The 21,323-nt window shown below is 68.5% G+C and carries 19 protein-coding genes; 6 read left to right on the top strand and 13 right to left on the bottom strand.

Annotated elements, in window-relative coordinates; translation table 11 throughout:
- The first annotated feature begins 77 nt into the window (after window positions 1-77).
- Entirely contained in the window at window positions 78-1,031 is a 954-nt protein-coding gene (locus tag SBI67_RS07895; protein WP_318980006.1) for a TIGR03557 family F420-dependent LLM class oxidoreductase, read from the top strand.
- 4 nt (window positions 1,032-1,035) lie between these two features.
- Here the strand turns inward: SBI67_RS07895 and SBI67_RS07890 are convergent, their stop codons facing one another.
- Complete coding sequence (locus tag SBI67_RS07890; RefSeq protein ID WP_318980005.1) at window positions 1,036-1,935, bottom strand: class I SAM-dependent methyltransferase; 900 nt, start codon at window positions 1,933-1,935, stop codon at window positions 1,036-1,038.
- Window positions 1,936-2,217: 282 nt separating this feature from the next.
- Here SBI67_RS07890 and SBI67_RS07885 point away from each other — a divergent pair, with 282 nt between their 5' ends.
- Both SBI67_RS07885 and SBI67_RS07880 read left to right on the top strand, forming a co-directional pair.
- On the top strand, window positions 2,218-3,444 hold the full coding sequence (locus SBI67_RS07885) for a GGDEF domain-containing protein (protein WP_318980004.1): 1,227 nt from the start codon (window positions 2,218-2,220) through the stop codon (window positions 3,442-3,444).
- 60 nt (window positions 3,445-3,504) lie between these two features.
- Entirely contained in the window at window positions 3,505-5,019 is a 1,515-nt protein-coding gene (locus SBI67_RS07880) for a PucR family transcriptional regulator (protein WP_318980003.1), read from the top strand.
- Here SBI67_RS07880 and SBI67_RS07875 read toward each other — a convergent pair.
- The 4 genes from SBI67_RS07875 to lysE form a co-directional block, all read right to left on the bottom strand.
- A complete protein-coding gene (locus SBI67_RS07875; RefSeq protein ID WP_318980002.1) occupies window positions 5,010-6,122 on the bottom strand; it encodes a CaiB/BaiF CoA transferase family protein in 1,113 nt (370 codons plus the stop codon). The two genes, SBI67_RS07880 and SBI67_RS07875, sit on opposite strands and share 10 nt — an antisense overlap.
- Complete coding sequence (locus tag SBI67_RS07870) at window positions 6,119-7,591, bottom strand: aldehyde dehydrogenase family protein (RefSeq protein WP_318980001.1); 1,473 nt, start codon at window positions 7,589-7,591, stop codon at window positions 6,119-6,121. Before SBI67_RS07870 ends, SBI67_RS07875 begins: the two co-directional genes overlap by 4 nt.
- A gap of 26 nt (window positions 7,592-7,617) precedes the next feature.
- A complete protein-coding gene (locus tag SBI67_RS07865; protein ID WP_318980482.1) occupies window positions 7,618-8,793 on the bottom strand; it encodes an acyl-CoA dehydrogenase family protein in 1,176 nt (391 codons plus the stop codon).
- 125 nt (window positions 8,794-8,918) lie between these two features.
- Window positions 8,919-9,518: an L-lysine exporter gene (gene lysE, locus SBI67_RS07860; protein WP_318980000.1), complete on the bottom strand. Its 600-nt coding sequence runs from the start codon at window positions 9,516-9,518 to the stop codon at window positions 8,919-8,921.
- A 222-nt stretch (window positions 9,519-9,740) separates the two neighbouring features.
- Between lysE and SBI67_RS07855 the strand changes: the two genes are divergently transcribed.
- On the top strand, window positions 9,741-10,355 hold the full coding sequence (locus tag SBI67_RS07855; protein ID WP_318979999.1) for a TetR/AcrR family transcriptional regulator: 615 nt from the start codon (window positions 9,741-9,743) through the stop codon (window positions 10,353-10,355).
- A gap of 22 nt (window positions 10,356-10,377) precedes the next feature.
- On the opposite strand, the gene SBI67_RS07850 is transcribed toward SBI67_RS07855, so the two are convergent.
- On the bottom strand, window positions 10,378-11,181 hold the full coding sequence (locus tag SBI67_RS07850) for a DUF1906 domain-containing protein (RefSeq protein WP_318979998.1): 804 nt from the start codon (window positions 11,179-11,181) through the stop codon (window positions 10,378-10,380).
- A gap of 157 nt (window positions 11,182-11,338) precedes the next feature.
- On the opposite strand from SBI67_RS07850, the gene SBI67_RS07845 reads away from it, so the two are divergent.
- On the top strand, window positions 11,339-12,193 hold the full coding sequence (locus SBI67_RS07845) for an HpcH/HpaI aldolase/citrate lyase family protein (RefSeq protein WP_318979997.1): 855 nt from the start codon (window positions 11,339-11,341) through the stop codon (window positions 12,191-12,193).
- Between the two features lie 34 nt (window positions 12,194-12,227).
- Here SBI67_RS07845 and SBI67_RS07840 read toward each other — a convergent pair whose 3' ends face one another.
- Window positions 12,228-14,357, bottom strand: coding sequence for a DNA gyrase subunit A (locus tag SBI67_RS07840; protein WP_318979996.1), 2,130 nt, complete (start codon window positions 14,355-14,357; stop codon window positions 12,228-12,230).
- A gap of 10 nt (window positions 14,358-14,367) precedes the next feature.
- On the bottom strand, window positions 14,368-16,401 hold the full coding sequence (locus SBI67_RS07835; protein ID WP_318979995.1) for a toprim domain-containing protein: 2,034 nt from the start codon (window positions 16,399-16,401) through the stop codon (window positions 14,368-14,370).
- Between the two features lie 383 nt (window positions 16,402-16,784).
- On the opposite strand from SBI67_RS07835, the gene SBI67_RS07830 reads away from it, so the two are divergent.
- Window positions 16,785-17,390, top strand: a complete 606-nt coding sequence (locus SBI67_RS07830) for a class I SAM-dependent methyltransferase (RefSeq protein ID WP_318979994.1) — start codon at window positions 16,785-16,787, stop codon at window positions 17,388-17,390.
- Window positions 17,391-17,396: 6 nt separating this feature from the next.
- Here SBI67_RS07830 and SBI67_RS07825 read toward each other — a convergent pair whose 3' ends face one another.
- From SBI67_RS07825 to SBI67_RS07805, 5 genes are all read right to left on the bottom strand, one after another.
- Window positions 17,397-18,362 (bottom strand): hypothetical protein, encoded by a 966-nt coding sequence (locus tag SBI67_RS07825; protein ID WP_318979993.1) that lies wholly within the window; start codon window positions 18,360-18,362, stop codon window positions 17,397-17,399.
- Window positions 18,363-18,432: 70 nt separating this feature from the next.
- Window positions 18,433-19,047, bottom strand: a complete 615-nt coding sequence (locus tag SBI67_RS07820) for a methylated-DNA--[protein]-cysteine S-methyltransferase (RefSeq protein ID WP_318979992.1) — start codon at window positions 19,045-19,047, stop codon at window positions 18,433-18,435.
- Window positions 19,044-19,553 carry an RNA polymerase sigma factor gene (locus tag SBI67_RS07815; protein WP_318979991.1) on the bottom strand — a complete coding sequence of 170 codons (510 nt, stop codon included), beginning with the start codon at window positions 19,551-19,553 and terminating at the stop codon, window positions 19,044-19,046. The genes SBI67_RS07820 and SBI67_RS07815 overlap by 4 nt, the downstream gene beginning before the upstream one ends.
- A gap of 43 nt (window positions 19,554-19,596) precedes the next feature.
- Window positions 19,597-20,094, bottom strand: a complete 498-nt coding sequence (locus tag SBI67_RS07810) for a flavin reductase family protein (protein WP_318979990.1) — start codon at window positions 20,092-20,094, stop codon at window positions 19,597-19,599.
- Window positions 20,095-20,132: 38 nt separating this feature from the next.
- The gene (locus SBI67_RS07805) at window positions 20,133-21,185 is read right to left on the bottom strand and encodes a 3-deoxy-7-phosphoheptulonate synthase (RefSeq protein ID WP_318979989.1); all 1,053 of its coding nucleotides are present in this window, start codon (window positions 21,183-21,185) and stop codon (window positions 20,133-20,135) included.
- Window positions 21,186-21,323 lie beyond the last annotated feature (138 nt).

Below are 21,323 nucleotides of genomic sequence, written 5' to 3'. Positions count from 1 at the left end.
CCGCGGACCGGCGACCACCTCGTGTGATCCGGCAGTTATGGGCGCTTAATCGCGGTAGCGGCGGGTAGTCCGCTGCCATGGCGAAGATCGGTTACTTCTTATCGTGCGAACAATTCGGTCCCCACGACCTCGTCGACCAGGCCAAGCGCGCCGAAGACGCCGGCTTCGAGGCGCTGTGGATTTCCGACCACTTCCACCCCTGGAACGACGAGCAGGGCCAGAGCCCGTTCGTGTGGGGCGTCATCGGGGCGCTGTCGGAGGCGACGACATTGCCGGTGTCGACCGCCGTGACGTGTCCGACGGTGCGGATCCATCCGGCCATCGTGGCCCAGGCCGCCGCCACGGCCGCGGTGCAGCTGGACGGCAGATTCGTACTCGGCGTGGGCAGCGGCGAGGCACTCAACGAACACATCCTCGGCGACCCGTGGCCGTCGGTGGGCGTTCGTCAGGAGATGCTCGAGGAGGCGGTCGATGTCATCCGGCTGCTTCTGGCCGGCGACGAGGTGAGCCACCACGGACTGCACTACGAGGTTCAGGAAGCGCGGATCTACACCCGACCCGCCCAGCAGTTGCCGATCTATGTGTCCGGTTTCGGGCCGCAGGGAGCCGAATTGGCCGGCCGCATCGGTGACGGTTACGTGCTGACGATGCCTGATGCGGATCTGGTGCAGACCTTCCGGTCCTCCGGCGGCGGCGACAAACCTGTGCAGGCCGGGACGAAGGTGTGCTGGGACACCGACGCGGGGGCCGCGCTGGACACCGCGCATCGGTTGTGGGGCAACGAGGGCCTGCCCGGGCAGACCGCCCAGATCCTGCCGCGGCCAAGGGATTTCGCCGCCCTGCAGAACCTGGTGCCCAAACAGGACATCGCGGAATCCGTGGCGTGCGGCGCCGATCCGGAAACGCATGTGGCGCAGGTACGCAAGTATCTCGATGCCGGTATCGACGAGGTGTACGTACAGCAGATCGGCCCGGATATGGCCGGCTCCTTCACCGCCTGGCAGCGCGATGTCCTGCCGCACCTGCGCTAGCGGCCTACCTCTTGATCGCGGTGACCAGCGTATTCGACTGCACCATCAGCGCCGATTGTGATCCCGCTGCGGGTAGTGGACGACCGAGGCCACGGATCTGCTCGGCGAGCGGGGTGGCCTCGGCGTCCCATCCGTGACCGGTGAACCAATCGGCGGCCTTGGCGACCTGCTCGTTGTAGATCAGCTGAAAGAAGGAGCCGTCGCCGTCGGGAGCGCCGGCTTCGGCATGCTTGGCCGCTTCATACGCGGCGGCCGGCATCGGGTCCCCCTCCTCGATACCGGCGTGACTGCCCGGCGCAGACAGCGCATGGATACCGTGGAAGAGCTCGCCTTGGGCTGTCGCGGGCAGGTAGATGAGCAGCCCCTCGGCGATGAACGCCGTCGGCACGCCGGCGTCGAACCCGGCATCGCGCAACGCTGCCGGCCAATCGTCGCGCAAGTCGATGGGTACCTCGACGCGCTGTGTGGCCGGGCGGGCGTTGTGTGCGTCGAGCACCTCGCGTTTGAACTCGAGCACCTGCGGCTGGTCCAGTTCGTAGACGGTGGCGCCCTCGGGCCACGGCAGACGGTAGGCACGAGAATCCAGGCCGGCTGCCAGCATGACCACCTGGCGCACGCCCGCAGTGGTGGCCCGCCTGAAATAGTCGTCGAAGTACTTGGTGCGAGCGGCCTGGAACGTGACGAAGTGGGTGCCGAAGTCAGCGGTGGTGAGCTTGCTGTCGGTGTTCTTGCCATCCACCACATCGGCCCACCGCCCGCCGACGGCCCGGCAGAACAGCGCAGCGTACGGATCGACGGCCAGCGGATCGGGTTTGCGGGCCTCGAGTGCGCGGGCGGCCGCGACGAACAAAGCCGTCGAACCGACGCTGGAGGTGATGTCCCAGGTGTCGTTGTCGCTGCGCATGGCGCGAGGCTACCCGGCGAGCCGGCACCGCGCTGCTGGTTGGCGGGCGCATGCCGACGGCCGCCGCTGACCCGAAGATGTTTGCCAACGAAACTATTGTGAGCTGCCGGTGGCGCACCGGTCTGCCCCCTGAGACTCCGCCGTTCACGGGCACTTAGCTGCACTATGGACTGATCATGAGCCGTTTGTTAGATTGCTCAAGCGCCGGCGGGGGGCGCCCGGTGGTCGATTCGCTGGATCGGGACTGTGAGCGGGGGGCGTTTGCTGTCTAAGTTGAAGAGCTTGCGCGCGGTCGTGCGCCTGTTCGGTGTGTGGTGGTCGGCTGACGTCGAGCCGGAATCCCACGTCCGATACTTCGCGCACCGGGGCCTGCTCCACGGCATCCAATTGCTCATCGGCACATGCACTTTGGTGTTCGCCATCGTCCCGTTGATCAGCCAGTTCTCCCCGAGTGGGCCCACCACGCACGCGACGTGGCTGGTGTCCTGCGCGCTGGCGCTGTCGGCACTGATCTGGACCGGCGTGTGGTGGTTCGGCCCGTGGCCGTCACGGCCGTGGTCGATCCTGTTCACGGTGTATGCCGACGTGGGAATCACGGTCGTCGCCCTGACCTATTCGAATCGGCTGGCCGGGATGTTCGGGCTCAACGTCCTGGTCCTGGTGTCGGTGTATGCCAAGTTCTTCGAAACCCCGAAAGTGCTTGCCCTGCATACCGTCATCATGCTGTTGGCGGTGGGGGTGTTCGCGGTCGTGATCGCGACCGGTCCAGATGGTGACCCCTATCTGGCCACCGCCAATGCGCTGATTGCCGTGGTCTCGTTGCTGGTGACACCGGTGGTGATCCAGTTCGGGATCTGGATGCTGCGCAACGACGCCAACGACTCGACCACCGCCGCCATGACCGACGAGCTGACCGGGCTGCTCAACCGGCGCGGCCTCAACTTCCACATCGCAGAACTGGTCGGGGACCGGGACCGCGATGGTGGCGATTCGGTCATGGCGGCGGTGATCGACCTGGATCGCTTCAAGCTGGTCAACGATTCCTTCGGGCACGCGACGGGCGATGCCGTGCTGGTGCGCAGCGCCCGCAGGATCGTGCACTCGGTCCGCGGTTCGGCGCTGGTCGCCCGAACCGGGGGAGAAGAGTTCGTCGTGGTCGACATCGCTGCGCCCGAACATACCCGCAGCATCGCGGAGCGGATCAGAGCCGCGATCGCCGCGCCGGTCGACATCGCGCCGGTCACCGCGAGCGTCGGCGTCGCCTCGATGGCGCTCGCCGAGTTTCGGCGCAGCGGCGCCGAACCGTCGGCGGTGTTGGCCGAGGCCATCGAGCGCGCCGACCGGGCCATGTTCGACGCGAAACGAACCGGCGGAGATGCTGCCGCCGGCCCCGCGGACACGTCGAAATCGATGCGGTGTCAACAGGATTGTCGTCAAGGCGACAGATGCCGCGAGGCGATGGTGGTGGGCGCGGGCGGATCGGGTGAAGGGTGTCGCCGCGCCGGGTGATGTTCGCCCGCGGCGGCGCCGAGCGCGGCTAGCATGGCCTGGCGACGCTCAGGAGACGATATGGCACTCACCCCGCGGGACCTGGTCAGGGCGAAGGGGCTCGGTTTGACGCTGGTTGCCGGAGCGCGTGGCGCCGACCGTCAGGTGAGCTGGGCGCACGCCATCGAACTCGCCGACCCCACGCCGTACCTGTCCGGGGGTGAGCTCGTCATGACGACCGGGATCAACATCGGCCAGGACGACGCCGCCCAATTCGACTATGTGGCGCGGTTGTCTTCGGCCGGTATCACCGCACTCGCCGTGGACACCGGAACCACCCTGACCGATATACCGGCCGGAATCATCACCGCGGCAGACCAATTGGATCTTCCCGTGCTCCAAGTTCCGGCATCGACACCGTTCATCGCCATCACCCGGGTGGTCATCGACGCACTCAAGGGCGACGAGTTGCGCTCCGTTCAGGAGGTGGTCGACCAACAGGAGGTCCTCGCCAGGGCCACCTTGGGCGGCGGTATTCCCGGCGTCGTCGCAGCGCTGGCAGATGGGCTGCCGGCCGGTGTCGTCGTGGTCGGCGTCGACGGGAGGGTGCTGGCGGCCGCTGGGGCCGAACACGAGCGAGTGGCGGCGCTGCTGACCGGTCCCGCGGCACCGATCGGCGACTCGCGTGGTCACGCCGCGCGGGTCTTCGCCGATGGGGACGCCTTCGTCGTCGTGCAGAGTCTGCGAGCCGCCCAAGCGTTGCGCGGGTATCTGGCGGTGCGTACCACCGCACCCCTGTCGATCGCGGACCGGCTTCTCGTGGCGCACACGGTGTCGCTGGTGTCGATTGCGATCGAGAAGCCGGCCAGGGTGGTCGACGCCGAACAGCGACTGCGGTCGGCGGTGACCCGTACCGTGCTCGCCGGCGGTGACGTCGACGACGGCGTACTGAGGTACTTCGGTTTCGAGCCCGCAAGCGATGTCGTGGTGCTCCTGCTCACCGGTGTCGGTCCGGTGCTGGCAGCCGAGCGTGACGCCGGCCGCCTGCTGGCCGGTGTGGGCCCGTACCTGCTCGCCTCCGACGATCAGGACATCGTCGTCATCGTCCCCGCGGCGCACAAGCGCCGTGTTCGCGGCCTGTGCGGGCAGTTGGCCGAGCAACTCGATGGGCTGGGTGCAGGCCTGAGCGGGCCCAGTCGGCTCGCCGACGTCAAGGTGGCCGTCGCGCAGGCCCGCATCGCGGCGACAGCCCGTGTCGGGTCCACCTTCGCCGAGTTCGCCGAACTGGGCGCCTACGGCGTCCTTCTCGGCGGCAAGACCCCGGCCGAACTCGGTGTTCTCGCCGGCCTGTTGGCCCCACTGATCGGGCAACGGGGCGATCTGGTGGAGGCTCTCACGGTCTTTCTGGAACGAAACGGGCAGGTGGAGGCCGCCGCGGCCGCTCTCGGGATCCATCGCCACACCATGCGAAATCGGATACAGCGCATCGGCCAGCTGCTGGGCGACGATCTCACGTCGGCCGATACCCGGGCCCAGCTCTGGATCGCGATCAAGGCCCATCGGCTGCTCGCGGCCCGCGACGTCGGTCAGGCTTGATCGCCGAGCCGCGGCGGGCCGCTGCGGTATGTCGCGGGTGTCACCGACAACGAGATCGGGTTGGCGACCTGCGCGGTCGGGGTGCCCGGCACGGTGACTGTGGTACTGAGGCCGAGGCGTTCGGCGAAGGCGAAAGCCTCCGACATGTCGTTGATCGGACCGGCCGGGACCCCGGCCGCGGCGAGTGCGTCATACCAGTGGTCGGCGCCCTGCGCCTGGAATGCAGATTCCAGGATGGTGCACAACGCATTTCGATGCCGCACCCGCAGTGCGTTGGATACGAAGCGTTCGTCTTCGGCCAGCCAGTCCAGACCGAGTACCTGGGCGAGTGCCTTGAACTGCTTGTCGTTGCCGACGGCCACTGCCATCGGCCGGTCGGCGGTGGAAAACGTCTGATACGGCGTGATACTCGGGTGCCGGTTACCCATCCGGGCGGGCACGGTTCCCGCCCCCAGGAATCCCGAGGCCTGATTCACCATGGACGACAACAGCACCGAGAGCAGGTTGGTGTCGACCCGCTGACCTTCCCCGGTGCGCGCCCGGTGTGCCAGTGCGAGCAGGATTCCGCTGAGCGCATGCATTCCGGCGAGGACGTCGACGACGGCGACGCCCACCTTCGTCGGTTCACCGTCGGCCTGCCCGGTGATGCTCATCAGGCCACCGACCGCCTGGACCAGCAGGTCGTAGCCGGGCAGATCGGCACCGCCGTCGCGGCCGAATCCAGTTATGGCACAGTAGATCAGGTCCGGTTTGAGCGCGCGCAGGGCGTCGTACCCCAAACCGAGTTTCTCCATGGTGCCCGGGCGGAAATTCTCCACGACGATATCGGCGCCGGACACCAGCTCACGGGCGCGGGCCACGTCGGCCGCATCGGTGAGGTCGAGCACCACCGACCGTTTGTTGCGGTTGACCGCATTGAAATAGGTTGCGACTCCTGCTGAGTCGTACGGTGGGCCCCATTCCCGGGTGTCGTCACCCACGCCCGGCCGTTCGATCTTGATGATATCGGCGCCGAAATCACCGAGCATCATGGTGGCGTACGGTCCGGCCAGCACGCGGCTGAAATCGACGACCACGATGCCGTCGAGGGCGGCGCTGGTCACGATCGAACCGCCCCGCCGCGTAGATACACAGTGGTGGTGTGGGTGAAGAACTCTCTGGCCGCCCGGCCCTGCTCCTTGGGGCCGAGCCCACTTTTCTTCGCGCCACCGAACGGGACGTGCGGGTCGGCGCCGGCAGACTCGGAGTTGATGTGCAGCACGCCCACGTCGATATGCTCGACCGCTTCGAGCGCCCGGGTCACATCTTGCGTGAAAACGGCTGCAGATAGCCCGAATTCGCTGTCATTGGCGAGTGCGAAGGCCGCTGCGGGATCGGCGGCGCGGCGCACCGCCAATACCGGACCGAAGAGCTCCTCGGTCCAGACGTCGGCGGGCTGCCCGTCGAGTTCCAGGACGGTCGGGGCGATGAAATAGCCGTCGGTCAACGGGCCGTCGACGGGGACGCGGCCGCGAGCCAGTGTGGTGGCACCCTGTGCGGCCGCCGCGTCGATACCCGCGGTGATGGCACGTCGGGCGGATGCGCTGACGACCGGCCCGAGCTGCGTGGCGTCATCGGTGGGGTCGCCGGTCCGCAGAGCGTGCACGTTTTCGGCCAGCATCGTCAGGAACCTGTCCGCGATACCGTCGGTGACGATCAGACGTGAAGTGGCCGTGCATTTTTGGCCTGATGAGCGGAACGCGCCGAGCGCGACCTGTTCGACAGCGAGCTCGATGTCGGCGTCGTCGAGTACCACGGCGGCGTTCTTGCCACCCATCTCGGCCTGCACCGGCACGCCCCGCGCTGCCGCGACCGAGGCGATGCGCCGCCCCACCGCGGTCGAACCGGTGAAGGAGATGGCGTCGACGCCGGGGTGGTTGACCATGGTGTCGCCGATATCCGTTCCGCCGATCAGCAGGTTCAGCGCACCGGGCGGTAATCCGGCGCTGGTGAGCGCCTCCGCCAGTCGCAGCGCCAGCAGCGGCACGGTGCTGGCGGGTTTCCACACGACGGTGTTGCCGTAGACGAGTGCCGGCGCGATTTTCCACGCCGGGATGGCGATGGGGAAATTGAACGGGGTGATCACCGCGACCACGCCGACCGGTTTACGGGTCACCAGGATCTGCTCACCGGCGCGCGGTGACGAGTAGATGTCACCGGTCCGGCGATCGCCTTCGTTGCCGTAATAGCGCAGGATCTGGGCGGCGCGCCGAACCTCGCCGATGCCTTCGGCTTTGGTCTTGCCTTCCTCCCGGCTGAGGTCGCGTCCCCAGTCGTCGGCGTTGCGTTCCAGGATCGCAGCGGCCGCCAGCAGCACGGCGCCGCGCTGGTGCATCGGGGTGGCGGCCCAGCCGGTGCCGGCCCGGTCAGCGGCTGCCACCGCGGTGTCGACATCATCGGCCGTGGCGCAATCACCTTCGGCGACAACGATCGCGGGCTGTGATGGGTTGATGCTGGCCATCCGGTCGCCGCCGCCGGCGATCCACTGGCCGTCGACCAGATGACGTAAAGAGATGGGGCTGGGTGACGTCATGTGTGCTTCCTGCTCGGCGACGTGGGTCAGCGGAATGCGGCGTGGCCGGTCAGGGCCTTGCCGATCGACAACAGGTGCATCTCCGAGGTGCCTTCGTAGGTGAGCACCGATTCGAGGTTGTTGGCGTGCCGCAGCGGTGAGTACTCAAGAGTGATACCGCTGCCGCCCAACAGGGTTCGGCATTCGCGTGCGATGGCGATCGCTTCCCGTACGTTGTTCAGCTTGCCGAGGCTGACCTGTTCCGGTCGTACACCTTCGGTGTCCTTGATGCGGCCGAGGTGTATGGCGAGCAAGGTGCCCTTGCCGAGCTCCAGCGTCATATTGGCCAGTTTCTCCTGCGTCAGTTGGAAACTCGCCAGCGGCCGATCGAACACCTCACGGGACTGGGTGTAGGCGATGGCCATCTCCAGGCTGTCGCGCGCCGCGCCGAGCGCTCCGAAGACGATCCCGAACCGCGCCTCGTTCAGGCAGGACAGTGGTGCGCTCAGCCCCACCGCATGCGGCAGCTGAGCCGATGCCGGCAGCCGCACCTCGTCCAGCACCAGTTCCGAGGTGACCGAGGCCCGCAGCGAGAGCTTGCGGTGGATCTCGTTGGCGGTGAAGCCCGGCGTGTCGGTGGGGACCAGGAAACCGCGGACCCCGTCGTCGGTCTGCGCCCACACGGTGGCGACATCGGCGAGGTTGCCGTTGGTGATCCACATCTTGGTCCCGGTGATGACCCAGTCGCTGCCGTCGCGGCGCGCCCGGGTGCGCATCCCGGCCGGGTTGGAGCCGAAATCGGGCTCGGTCAACCCGAAGCAGCCGATCGCCTCGCCGGCTGCCAACCGGGGTAGCCACTCGCTCTTCTGCTCCTCGGAGCCGTACCGATGGATCGAGAACATCGACAGTGATCCCTGCACGGACACGAAACTGCGGAAGCCACTGTCCCCGGCTTCCAGTTCCATACATGCCAGGCCGTAGCTGACCGCGTTGGTGCCCGCGCATCCGTAGCCGTCGAGGTGCATGCCGAGTACGCCGAGCGCACCGAACTCTTTCGCCAGCTCACGCGGCAGGGTGGCCGACTCGAACCAGCTCTCGATATTGGGTCGCAGCCGGGTGTCGACGAACTTGCGCACGGTGGCGGCGATATCGCGTTCGTCGGCGTCCAGCAGCCGGTCGATGTCGAACAATCCCAGCGGGGTGGGGAAGTCCACCAGCGTCATATCGGTCGTCTCTTTCGTCGGCGTCACGCCAGCGTAGGGAGGGACCCGCTGCAATCTCCATCGCCGTAGTGGATAGGCTCCGACTGACGGCTATACAACTCGGCGATGCGCCGAGGTGCCGTCGGTCACGACAGGGCCATCCACGCGCCGAGGGCCACCATGATGACCGCGATGGCGCCGTCGAGGATGCGCCAGGTCAGCGGCGTCGCGAACAACCCGGCCAGCCGTTTGGCGCCCAATCCGAGCCCGGTGAACCACAGTGCGCTGGCCGCGACCGAGCCGGCACCGAAAAGCCAACGCTGATCGCGGTGTTCGTTGGCCAGTGAACCGAGCAGTACCACGGTGTCCAAGTAGACGTGCGGGTTGAGCCAGGTCATCGCCGCGCAGGTGAGCAGCACCTCGGCCAGGCGTGCCGGATTTTCTTCCGACGGGGTGAGGGCCGACGGCCGCCATGCCCTCCTTGCCGCCAGCAGGCCGTAACCGGTGAGGAAGGCCGCGCCCCCGAGCTTGGCGACGGTCATCGCGTCGGGGTGGGCGGTGATCAACGCCCCGACGCCCGCGATGCCCGCGGCGATGAGGACCAGATCGGACACGGTGCACATGGCGATGACCGGGATGACGTGCTCGCCACGGATGCCCTGACGCAGCACGAAGGCGTTCTGCGCGCCGATGGCGGCGATCAGCGTCATGGTGGTCAGGAAGCCGAGCAGGACGGGCGAACTCATGAGGCCGACGGTAGACGGCGTCTTTGATGCAGTACAGCTAAATATTTTCAGGCATCTTAAGAATGGTTCATGTGTATGGGCCCTGTGCCGCGGCGAAATCCGCAACGACGAGAAAGCCGTTGCCGGATCTCGGCAACGGCTGACAGGTCCGCGGCGCAACGCACGGCGGCCGGGACCGATCCGGTTTAGGCTGAACGCGGCGCACACAGCGAGGAGGGCGTAGTGACAGCCGAGGGGCAACTTCAGCCGAGCAAGCGCCCGCGCCAGCGCCGATCGGAACTCACCCGCGACCGCATCCTCGATGCGGCGGTCAGCGTGTTCAGCGAATTCGGGTATGCCCGGGGCACGACCAACCGGATCGCCGCGTTCGCCGATGTGTCCATCGGCTCGCTCTATCAGCACTTCCCGAACAAGGACGCCATCGTCGTCGCACTCGCTTCCCGGCACCTGGAGGCCGGTGTCGCGACGGCCCATCAGCACCGACCGCTGTGCGGTCCAGCCTCGCTGGAGCAGGTGATGGGTGACGTCGTCGCTGCCGCATTCGACACCCACCGCCAGGACCCGGAGTTCCTGCGGGTGCTGGTCGAGCAGGCACCTCGCTCACATGAGTTACTGGCGAAGGTGGCCCAGCGGCGCACGGAGTCGATCGAGGCCATGCGGGAATTTCTCACAGCTCACCCCGACGTGTCGGTGCCCGACAAAGAGGCGGCGGCGCGCCTGGTGGTCATCACGATCGAGTCGGTGGTCCATCACGCCATGGCGGCGCCGCAGACCCATGCCGTGCCCGAGTTGAGCGAGCAACTGGTGACCATGCTGACGCGCTACCTGGCGGCCTGACCGCCGAGACGCGCAAATCCCCTCAGGGGTGCAGGTTCCACTGCCCGCAGTCCTGGGCCAGCACGTCGTTGACGTCGACCTCCAGCCCGCCCACCACCGGGCCCGGATTCGACGCGGTGCTCACAATGCGCTGATAGAGAACGGCGGCGGGGTGGATCTGCCCGCGCGACCAGGACCTGGTCTGCCACGCCCAGGCCCGGCCGGGCGTACTGGAACGCCCGATGACACCGTCGGCGATGGCCCACTGGCACGGGTTGATGCCCGCGTAGATACCGGTGCGCTGCACCCCGATCACCGAGTTGATCCCGCGGAACCATTGCAGGGCAACGTTGTTCCACGTGGTGCGGTCGATGTCGTCGTCGACGCTGAAGAAGATCGGCGCGCTGCGGCCCCCGCCGGCGGCGGTGTGCAGCTGCCAGGCGGTCTGCGCGTCGGCAACCCCGCCCGCGTAGCCGCGGGTGAAGTCCGACGGTGCGGTCCCGCCCGGTTTGCCGTATTGGTAGTTGCTCACGATCACCAGACCGGCGGCGGTCAGCGACTGCGCGTAGGGGAGGGTGATCGGCTTGGCGCCGAAGGACGAACCGGGCCGCGATGTGGAGACGTAGTTGATCACGCCGGAATGGCCGGCCGCCAGGATGTCCCTGGCCGGTATCTGACGCATCGCGAAGTCGATCAGGGTCGGCGCGGCGGCAGATGCCGTGGGTATGTGTGCGGCTGCCGAACCGAGTCCGGCCAACGCGGTCGCCGCACCGGCGTAGCGCAGCGCGTCGCGCCGCGAGAGCATGCGTGATCGCCGCCGATGTGGCGTCCACGACTCGTCGGGCATTGCCCGATGTTAACAGAGTGATCATTGTGAATGAAGTGATGGAAGCGGCGCGGCGCGTGGCCCCGCCGGTGAACATAATGTGCGGAATATGGCGTGCGTCCCGGCATGCCCCGACGATCGAAGCGGCATCGTCGAAGTGGGTCGCCGAGTGGAGGTCATGAGCGTGGTTGCAGCGCGGGTCGCCGAACGCATCCGTAAACCGCACTGGTCACTGGCCCGGACGTGGCTGTTGCAGCCGGGCCTGCCCGGCGGCGGCGAGGCGTTCGACGCCGCCGCAGCCGGGCGCGCCGACATCGTGGTGCTCGATATCGAAGACGGGCTTCCCGAGGCGCAGAAAGCGGCCGGCCGACACGCGGTGGCCGAGTACCTCAGCGCCGGGGGACGGGCGTGGGTGCGGATCAACTGCGTGAGCACTGCCGCGTGGTCGGCCGATCTGGACGCGGTGGCACAGACCCCGGGCTTGGCCGGCGTGATGCTGGCCAAGGCCGAAGGTGCCGACGACGTGGCCGCCACCGCCGCCCGGCTGCCCGACGGCCTGCCGGTGGTGGCGCTGATCGAATCGGCGCTCGGTATCGAGTCGGCTCTCGATATTGCGCGCACGGCGGCATGTGCGCGGATCGCGTTCGGGCTCGGCGACTTTCGTCGCGACACCGGCATGAGCGACGATCCCACCGTGCTGGCTTACGCGCGGGCCAGACTGGTCATCGCGAGCCGCGCCGCCCGGCGCCCCGCCCCGATCGACGGACCGACGCTGCGAGCCGCAACCAACCGGCTGGCTCGGGACACGGCGGTGGCCAAGGCCGCCGGCATGACGGGACGGCTGTGCCTCGATCCCGCGCACGCCGAGACCATCAACACTCTGCTGAGCCCCTCTGAGATGGAGATCGACGAGGCACGCCGCACGCTCGCCCTGCTGGACGCGCCCGCCGGCCCCTACGACGGCAGTGTCGGCCCCACCAAGGCGCGTGCGCAGGCGGTGCTCGACCTCGCCGCCAAACTCGGCCTCGAATAGACCCGCGGAGCCCGGGCCGGGAGAACCCGCCGCCCTACTCGGCGGGAGTCACGTCCGCGCCGGAGCCCTTCACCGACGCCTTCGCCCGATTCTCCGCCCGCACCGGCCTCTTGCCGCGCACGAACCCGGTGGTCGAGATCGACGCCGACAGCAGCGCACCCTCGCCGGCGGCGAAGGGATGGAATCCGACGCCTGCGCCACCGCGGCCCTTGACCGGGATGTCGGCGACCTCGGTGACCTTCCACCCTTTCTCGGAGGTGGACAGGATGGCCTCGCCGTTCTGGCAGGAGACCGGCAGCGCCGCGATCACCTCATCACCGTCGGCGGCGAGCTTCACGCCGGCCACGCCGTTACCGGCCACGCCCTGCGGGTTCACCGCCGCCGGGTCGATCCGCAGAATCTTGCCGCGCCGCGTCACCAGGGCCAAGTGGTAGCCGGCGGGCAGGACACCTGAGCGCAGCAGCCCGGTGATGTCCGGGGCCACCGGGATGTCCCGGATCTTGAACGGCAGACCCCCACCCGCGGTGAACTTGATCCGCCCGTCGGTCCACACGGCCCAGCCCAGGCCTGAGGTCAGCAGCTCGCCGTGGCTGTCGGAGAACACGCCCCGATCGTCAAGGCGCCACGCGGTGTTGACCTTCCGCTCGCGCGGCCCGTCCTCATCGGCACCGGAGGTCACCGGCGTGGCGTCGAAGTCGAGGACGGTGCGTCGATCGAATTCGGGCCCCTTGAACAGTTTTGCCGTCTCGACCAGTTCCCGATCGATCACCGCGCGCCGCGCCTCCGGGTTGGCCACCAACTCGGTGAGCTCGGCGAACTCGGCGTCCAGCTTCTCGGCCTCAGCCTGCAGCTCGATGACGTCGAGTTTGGTCAGCCGTCGAAGCTGAAGTCCCAGAACGTAATCCGCCTGCTCGGCGTCGATGGAGAACCTGTCCTGCAGACCCTGCCTGGCCTCGTCGACGGTCTCGGATCCGCGGATCACCGCCACCGCCGCGTCGATGTCCAGGTGAATGGTCATCAGCCCGGCCACCAGGTGGCGGCGGGCGGCGACCTTCTCCAGCCGGTACTCGCTGCGGTGCAGCACCACCGAATCTCGCAGATGCAGGAATGCGGAGATCAGTTCGCGCACCGACCACCAGCGCGGCACCCGATTCTCGTCGAGCGCGACCAGGCTGGCGGCGAAAGTGGATTCCAGCGGTGTGAGGGCCAGCAGCTGCTCACGGATCTGCTCGGCATTGTGCCCACGCTTGGCCGTGACGACGATGCGCAATCCGTTGCGGCGGTCGGTGAGGTCCGACATGTCGGCCACCCCGGACAGTTCACCGGACTCCACCAGCGCCCGGATCCGGTCCTGCACGGTGTTGCTCGCGACACCCGGCGGCAGTTCGGTGATGACGCAGTTCTTCCCGTCGACCGTCACCGTGCCGCGCACCGTGAAGGCGCCACGGCCGGTGGTGATGTATTCGCGCAATCCGGCCGTGCCGACCACCGTGGCCCCGCAGCCCCAGTCGGGACCGGGCATGAGTTTCACCAGCCGGTCATCGGTCATATTCGGGGTCTTCAGCAGGGCCCGGCAGGCCGCCATCACCTCGCGCGGATTATGGGCCGGAACCTTGGTGGCCCAGCCCTCCGCGATGCCGACGGCACCGTTGCACAGCAGCACCGGCCACTGGGCGGGCAGCCACGTCGGTTCCACCCACTCGCCGTCGAAGGTGGGCACCATCGGCACCGCATGACTGTCGAGCTCGGCGGTCAGTGCCGCCCCGGGTGCGGACAACCGCATCTCGGTGTAGCGGTCGGCCGCCGGAATGTCACCCTGGATCCTGGGGAAAGCACCTTGCCCGTCAATGACTTTCACGCGCTGGAACTCGGCGGCCATCAGTGCGGCGGCCCCGTACATCGACGCGCCGCCGTGCGGGTGCAGGTTGCCGGTGACCGCAGAGCACACCTTCGAGGATTTCTGCGGCTTGTTCCCTGGCAGCAGTTTGGAATCGTGCATCTGATAGAGCAGCCGTCGCTGACCCGGCTTGAGGCCGTCGAACGCCGAGGGGATGGCGCGGTCGCTGACGCTGTAGAGCGCGAAGGTGAGCTGGTAGTGGTTCCAGTAGTCGTCGGCGCTCTGGTCGAGCACCAGGTCCGGATTCTGCTCGATAACGGCGGTCACGGGGTGTCTCCTAGGTCAGGTCCAGCGCGGAGGTGTCGACACGGGAGGCGATATCGGCCATCCACGTGCGCCGGCCCTCCGGTGGCCCGCCGAACAGCGTGTGATGCAAATTCTTCTCGCCGTCGTCGGGATGGACCCGAATCACGGTGCGCCGCTGGGGATCCAGCACGGTGTTCCAGAAGTCGTCGGCATCCATCTCACCGAGACCCTTGTTGCGCTGGACTTCGACCCGTTTCTTGGAGGTCGCTTTCAACTGGGCCACCGCGCTGTCGCGCTCGGACTCGTCCTGGCAATAGATCCGCTCGTCACCGTTCTTCACGACGAACAGCGGCGGCATGGTGACATAGACCATCCCGGCCTCGACGAGGGGACGGTAGAAATCCAGGAACATCGAGATGAGGCTCGAGTTGATGTTGCCGCCGTCGGGGTCGGCGTCGGAGGCGAACAGGATGCGGTCGTACCGGCACTGCTCGGGATCGCAGTTGTCCCGGATGCCGCAGCCCAAAATCCGCTCGATGGAGTCGAATTCGTCCTTGATGCGCGCCTTGCTGACGGTGAAGCCGTAGACGTTGGGCGGCTTGCCTTTCAAGGGGAACGCCGCCTGGAACGTGGCGTCGCGGGCCGCCTTGATGGTGCCCAGCGCCGAATCGCCCTCGCACAGGAACAACTCGGCGCCCGATCCGCGCCCGGTCTCCCGGCTCGGCAGCAGCTTGGGCGGCAGCGACAGGTTCGTGCCCAGTCCCTTGGCCTTCGACGCCGCCCGTGACCGGGCCTTGGCACCCTCGGCGCTGCGCCGGGCGCGCGCCGCTTCGAGGGCCAGTTTGGTCCACAACGTCACCACGTCACCGTTGGCGGGATTGGCGGCCCAGATGGTGACACTGCGCGCCACGTCCGGTGCCATCGCCACGTTCAGGGAGCGGGAGGACACCGCGGTCTTGGCCTGCGAGTCCCAGGCCACATCGGGTGCCCGGGTGTCCACGGCCAGCGCGGTGACGGCCGCGAAATCCTGGGGTTCGGGGCCGTCCTCCCCCTTGGCCAAGCCCAGGTCGCGGATGCGCGACGCCCGGTCGGCCAGCGCCTCGGACAACCCTTTCACCGCGGCCGTCAGGTGCGATCCGCCGCCGGGGGTGCGCACCGTGTTGCAGAACGCGGCCACCGTGGCCGGTTCGGCCGGACCGGCGGTCAGAGACCAGCGGAACGGGGTGGGGCCACGGCCGGTGGTGTACTCGCCGCGGCCTTCCACGACCGCCCGGACCTCGGGCAGCGGGGTGCCCGCGGCGGTACACATGAGGTCGAGCAAGGTGTCGGTACCCCAGGGGCCGCTGAACGGCGTGACCAGCGCGGGCGGAACCTCCCCGCCGGGCCAACCCTCGTCGACCACCACCAGATGGACGCCGGGCGACATCCGCGCGGCGGCGTGCGCCCGCAACAGCACCTCACCGATGTCGATGCTGGAGTCCGGGACGACGGCCTGTTCGAACAGGATGCGCACTTCCGTGCCGTGCGCGTCGGGCTTGCGGTTGCCCGTGCCGCGCAATTTCTGGGTGTCGGCGCGGGTGAACGGGGCCTCGGGGTCGAAGTCCTTGCCATCGAAGATGCCGGGATAGCCGCCCCCGAAGCTCTGCAGATAGGTCTTCCCACCGCGACGCACCGTGACGTCGGTCCTGGCGGAGATGAATACGGCCGCCGCGGCGCCGATGCCGTTGAGCCCGGCGCCCGTGCTGCTCGCATCGGCGTGCGCGGAGAACTTTCCGCCGGCGCGCGCGGTGCCCAGGGTCTTGACGATGCCGTTCTTGCCGGTCACCGGGTCCGAGTCGACGGGGAGACCGCGACCGTCGTCGGCGACGCTGACCGATCCGTCGGCGTGCAGGGTGATGGTGACCGTCGACCCGCCGTGGCTGGGGTCGGCAACCTCTTCGATGGCATTGTCGACGAGCTCGCGCAGCGCCGTGTTCAGGACGTCCAAGCCCAGGTTGACCGCCGGCCGCAGGCGGGTGTGCTGAACATCGTCGAGCTCGGTGATGTCAGCGGCGTTGTAGCTCACGGCGGGTCCTTTCCTTCCGGGCCGGGCGAGCGAGGACCGAGCCTGAGTTCTGGCGGGTTCGCGGTCGTCGTCCGCGACGCGACGCGTGGTCCCGGCACCGGTACCCGGCACGGCCTGCCGCAGAGATACTAGGCGCCCCGCCCGACATGTTTGCGCACGCGCACCGTGAGCGACGGCACGGGTGAATCACATCGGACCTCGCCGAGGACGCCGCCGAGGATACCGCCGAGGACGCCACCGAGGACACCGCAGTGACCGCGGACACGGTGGCCGTGGACCCGCTGCGGAGCGCCCGGGGCCGGGTGCACGGTCGGTGCCGGGCGCTGACAACCTTGCTGCTCAAGGCCTTTGGGTCAGCCGGACCGGCCTGCCACAATGGTCCTATGGTCGAGCAGAGTATCTGGATGCAGAAGGTTGCCGCCGACCCAGGGCACTCGCAGTGGTATATCGACCGCTTCCGGGCCATGGCGGCCGCTGGGCGTGATCTGGATGGCGAGGCCCGCCTGGTGGATGCGATGGCGCCGCGCGGTGCGCACATCCTCGACGCCGGTTGCGGTCCGGGTCGGCTCGGCGGTTACCTGGCCACCGCCGGTCACCGGGTGGTCGGCGTCGACGTCGACCCCGCGCTCATCGAGGCCGCCGAGCAGGACCATCCCGGACCGCGCTGGCTCGTCGGTGACCTCGCCGAACTCGATCTGCCTGCGCGCGGCATCACCGAGCCGTTCGACGTCATCGTCTCGGCCGGCAATGTGATGACGTTCCTGGCGCCGAGCACCCGTCGCGCCACGCTGGCCCGGCTGCGCGCCCATCTCGCTCCCGATGGGCGGGCGGTGATCGGGTTCGGTGCCGGTCGGGATTACGAGTTCGATCAGTTTTTCGACGACGCCGCCGCCGCGGGTTTGCGGGCGGACCTGCTGCTCTCGACCTGGGATCTGCGGCCGTTCACCGACGGCGCGGACTTTCTGGTTGCGATTCTGTCGCCGGCCTGACGCGCCTCACCCCACGTTCAGCCTGGCGAGCTCCGAATCGGCTTGCCGCAGGGCGGTTTCCGCCGTTTCGAGTTGGTGGTGCGCGGTGTCGGCCCGGCGTTGTGCATGAGCGTATTCGCGCTGGGCGGCAACCACATCGCGCTCCGCGGCGGCCAGCGCTGCCTGCAGCTCGGCCAACCGGTTGCGGGCGGCAGCGAGCTTGTCGCGGTGCTCCTCGGCGGTAGCCACGGCGTCGGCATGGGCGCTGCGCGCCTCGTTCACGGCGCTGGTAGCGGTGTCGCGCCGGCGCAGCGCCCGCCCGATCTCGGGCCGGTCCTGCGGTTCTCCGGGTGCCGGTTGGGGCGCCGGTTGCTTGGTGGCTGTGGTCCGTTTCGTCGCGGCCGCCCGTGTCGTGACCGCCGACGACGTGCCGAAGTCGGCGAAGCCGGACCAGGTCTCGGCTTTGGTCAGCCGGCCCAGGCGGGCGGTGACGTCGGGATCGGCGACCGCGGCCTGCAGGGTGCCGCTCACCTCCTCGCGCAGCGCCGACGTCGGATGCGCCTGCCCGGTCGCCGCCAACGCGGCGGCCGTCAGCTCGTGCATCAATACCCGTTGCTTCTTGGACAATTCGCGGATGCGCGGCCCGTCCATCTCGGTATGGGCCGCGCGCAGGTCCTGACGCAGCTCGGCCAGTCTCGGCCGCACCGTCGTGTCGGTCAGCACCAGCAGGTTGACCAACCATGCCGCCGTCGTGGGACGTCGTGCCGCGCCGACGGTGCGGGCCGCGTCCGGGTCGCCGCGCTTCTTGGCGGCGGCGACCAACTCCTTACGCCGCGCGGTGAACCGCTCCGGCGGGGTGCGGAAAAGGTCGTCCAGGTCGGTCATGCGGCCCGAGCCGCTATCAACAACGTCGAGGTCGACATCCACTTCGACGGCACTGGTGTCACCTGGCCGGGCAACGACGGTCGGGTACACCGCCTGGGCGCTGTGCACGCACCCGCGGTGCTGGCCGACGCGATCATCGACAGCCTGCTCAACCCGGCTTAGTGGTCGGTCGCGGTGGTCATGCGGCCTCCAGATCGAGCAGGAGTCGCTTGGCCTGCGGGCCGCCGAGGTAGCCGCCCATCGCTCCGTCGCTGCGCACGACGCGATGGCAGGGCACGACGACGGGGAGCGGGTTGGTGGCGCATGCGGTGCCCACCGCGCGGACGGCCCTCGGATTGCCGGCGAGCTCGGCGACCGCGGCGTAACTGGCGGTGCGGCCGTATCCGATCTGGGGGAGGTGTCGCAGGACGGTGTTGCGGAAGCCGGCGGACAGCCGCCAGTCCAGCGGCATGTCGAATGCGCGCCGCACACCGGCGAAGTACTCGTCGAGTTCGCGTGCGGCGGTGTCCAGACGGTCGGGCGCCAGCAGGATGCGGGGGCTGACCTTGTCGGCCAGTCGCTGCAGGACGGCATCGTGGCCCTCGCTGGCATAGGCGACCCGCAGCAGTCCGACCTCGGTGGCGGCGATCAGCAGCGGCCCGACGGGACTGTCGACGACGCGGTAGGCGATGTCGAGGACGGCGTCGCGCTGGGCGGCGGCGGCGAGCCGGTTCTGCAGTGCCGTCAGGTGATCGGCGTCTGCGCCGGTGATCGTGGCGAGGTGGCCGATGACGTCTCGGTTGTCGATGTTCATGAGTGCTGTCCTTTCGTGGACGCGCCCGGTACGAGGGGCGGATCGCTGAGGCGGCGGCGCAGCGCGGCGATCCCGTCGGCGGCGGCGCGGCGGGCGGCGTCGGGACTGCTGCCGGTGATGTCGGCGACTTCGGTGTAGGGCAGGCCGGCCAGGTAGTGGTAGGCGACGGCCTGTTTTTGTTTGGGGGACAGGCGGTTCACCGCGTCGATCAGGTCGTCATGTCCTTCATCGCGCGCCGCGGTGGGCCGTTCGGGGAGATCATCGGTGGGGACGGCGTGCCGGGCCCGGCTGCGGAGGATGTCGATGGCCTTGCGGTGCGCAATGGTCACCAGCCAGGCCGCGACGTTGGCATCCGCCGGCAGGTCGGGATAGGCCTTCAGCGCCGACAGGAAGGTTTCCGACCATGCATCGTCGCCGTCGACGGGACCGACGATGACCCGGCAGACCCGCAACACCGTGGGACCGTGCTCGGAGACCACGGCCTGGAAGGGCTGTTTGAGCGTCACACCGAGTAGACGGCCCAGCCGCGGGTTTTGTGAGGACCCGGTCTCACGCCTCGTGACCGGGTTCCAGATCGGAGACGTCGCTGAAGGTGAGGATATCGCCGAACGATTCCGGGGCGTCCCCGGCGACCGGCTCCAGCAGGTGCGCCAGATGATCGCCGGCGTCGAAGCGGGCGAGCACCTTGCCGGCGAACCAGGCCGGGGCGTCCCGCAGGATCGGCAGGTCGTGCGGGCCGGCGTACCAGTCGCAGCGCGCGAACTTGTCCACCTCGTCCCCGGTTTCGGAGCCGAACGACCGGGCCAGCGCCGCGTCCTGGCGGGAGAGCACATGCACCGCAAGATGGTCGGCGCCGCGCGCGATGCGGTAGGTGAAATTCCGCTTGGACAGCCCGATCAGGAAGCGCGGCGGCCGGATGCTGGTCTGGCTCGCGAAGCCGACCAGGCATCCGGCCCGGGTGCCCTCGGCGTGGGTGGTCACCACGAACATCGGGTAATCGAGGTGCCCGACCAACCGTTCGAAGGCTTCGGAACCGGACAAGGCCATCGCGCTCCTCCTGATGTCGGGCGGGGACTCGTATTCTGTCAGCCGACGGCGGCGAACAGACGCGCGAGCACCGCGCGCGTCGTGTCGAAGCCCATGCAGGCATCGGTCACCGATTGCCCGTAGACAAGATCGGGCCCCAGGTTCTGGGCGCCGGCGACCAGGAAGCTCTCCAACATCAGACCGCTGATCCCGCGTTCGCCCGCCGCGATCCGGTCGGCGATCTCGGTCGCCACCTCGGCCTGGCGGACATGATCCTTGCCCGAATTCGCGTGCGAGCAGTCGACCATCACCAGGCCGGGTAACCCGGCCTGCTCGAGTTCACGCACGGCGGCGCGCACCGACGCGGCATCGTGATTCGGGCCGGCCGTGCCACCGCGCAGGATCACGTGGCAGTCCGGATTTCCGGCCGTCTGGACCGCCGAGCCCCGGCCCAGCTCGTCGATACCGAAGAAGACATGTTGTGCCGCTGCGGCATTCACGCCGTCGATGGCGACGCGCAGGTTTCCGTCGGTGCCGTTCTTGAACCCGACGGGCATCGACAGACCCGACGCCAGCTGGCGGTGAATCTGCGACTCGGTGGTGCGCGCACCGATGGCACCCCACGCGATGGTGTCGGCGATGTACTGCGGGCTGGTCGGTTCCAGGAATTCGCAGCCGACGGCGAGGCCGAGTGCGCCGATGTCGAGCAGCAGGGCGCGGGCGGTCCGCAGCCCACGCTCGACGTCGAACGTGCCGTCCAGGCCGGGGTCGTTGATCAGGCCTTTCCACCCGACCACGGTCCGCGGTTTCTCGAAGTAGACGCGCATGACGATCTTCAACCGGTCGGCGTAGTCGGCGGCCAGCGGCGCCAGCCGGCGGGCGTAGTCGAGGGCCGCGACCGGGTCGTGGACCGAGCACGGACCGACGACCAGCAGCAGGCGCCCATCGCGGCCGGCGAGGATGTCGGCGATCTCGTCGCGATGGCGTTGGACGTCGGCGGCCAGGGCGGTGGGGAGCGGCAGCTCGGCCCGGATCTCCTGTGGACTGGGGATGGGGCGGAATTCGGTGATCCGTCGGTCGGAGGTGGGGATGTCGACGGCGGTGATGGTCATATCGGGGTGGTCTCCTTGATCGATATCAGGGCTCACCCGACCCGTCCGGTGCCCTGAAATGACGAAAGCAGTGACCGATTGGTCACTGCCGGGCTCCGGGTGGTGGCGTCGCGCGCTGGATTACCGCACTTTATCCGT

Origin of the sequence: Mycolicibacterium chengduense (genome assembly GCF_033741155.1) — a bacterium.
Classification (GTDB): Bacteria; Actinomycetota; Actinomycetes; order Mycobacteriales; family Mycobacteriaceae; genus Mycobacterium.
This window is presented reverse-complemented; position numbering and strand designations above follow the sequence as displayed.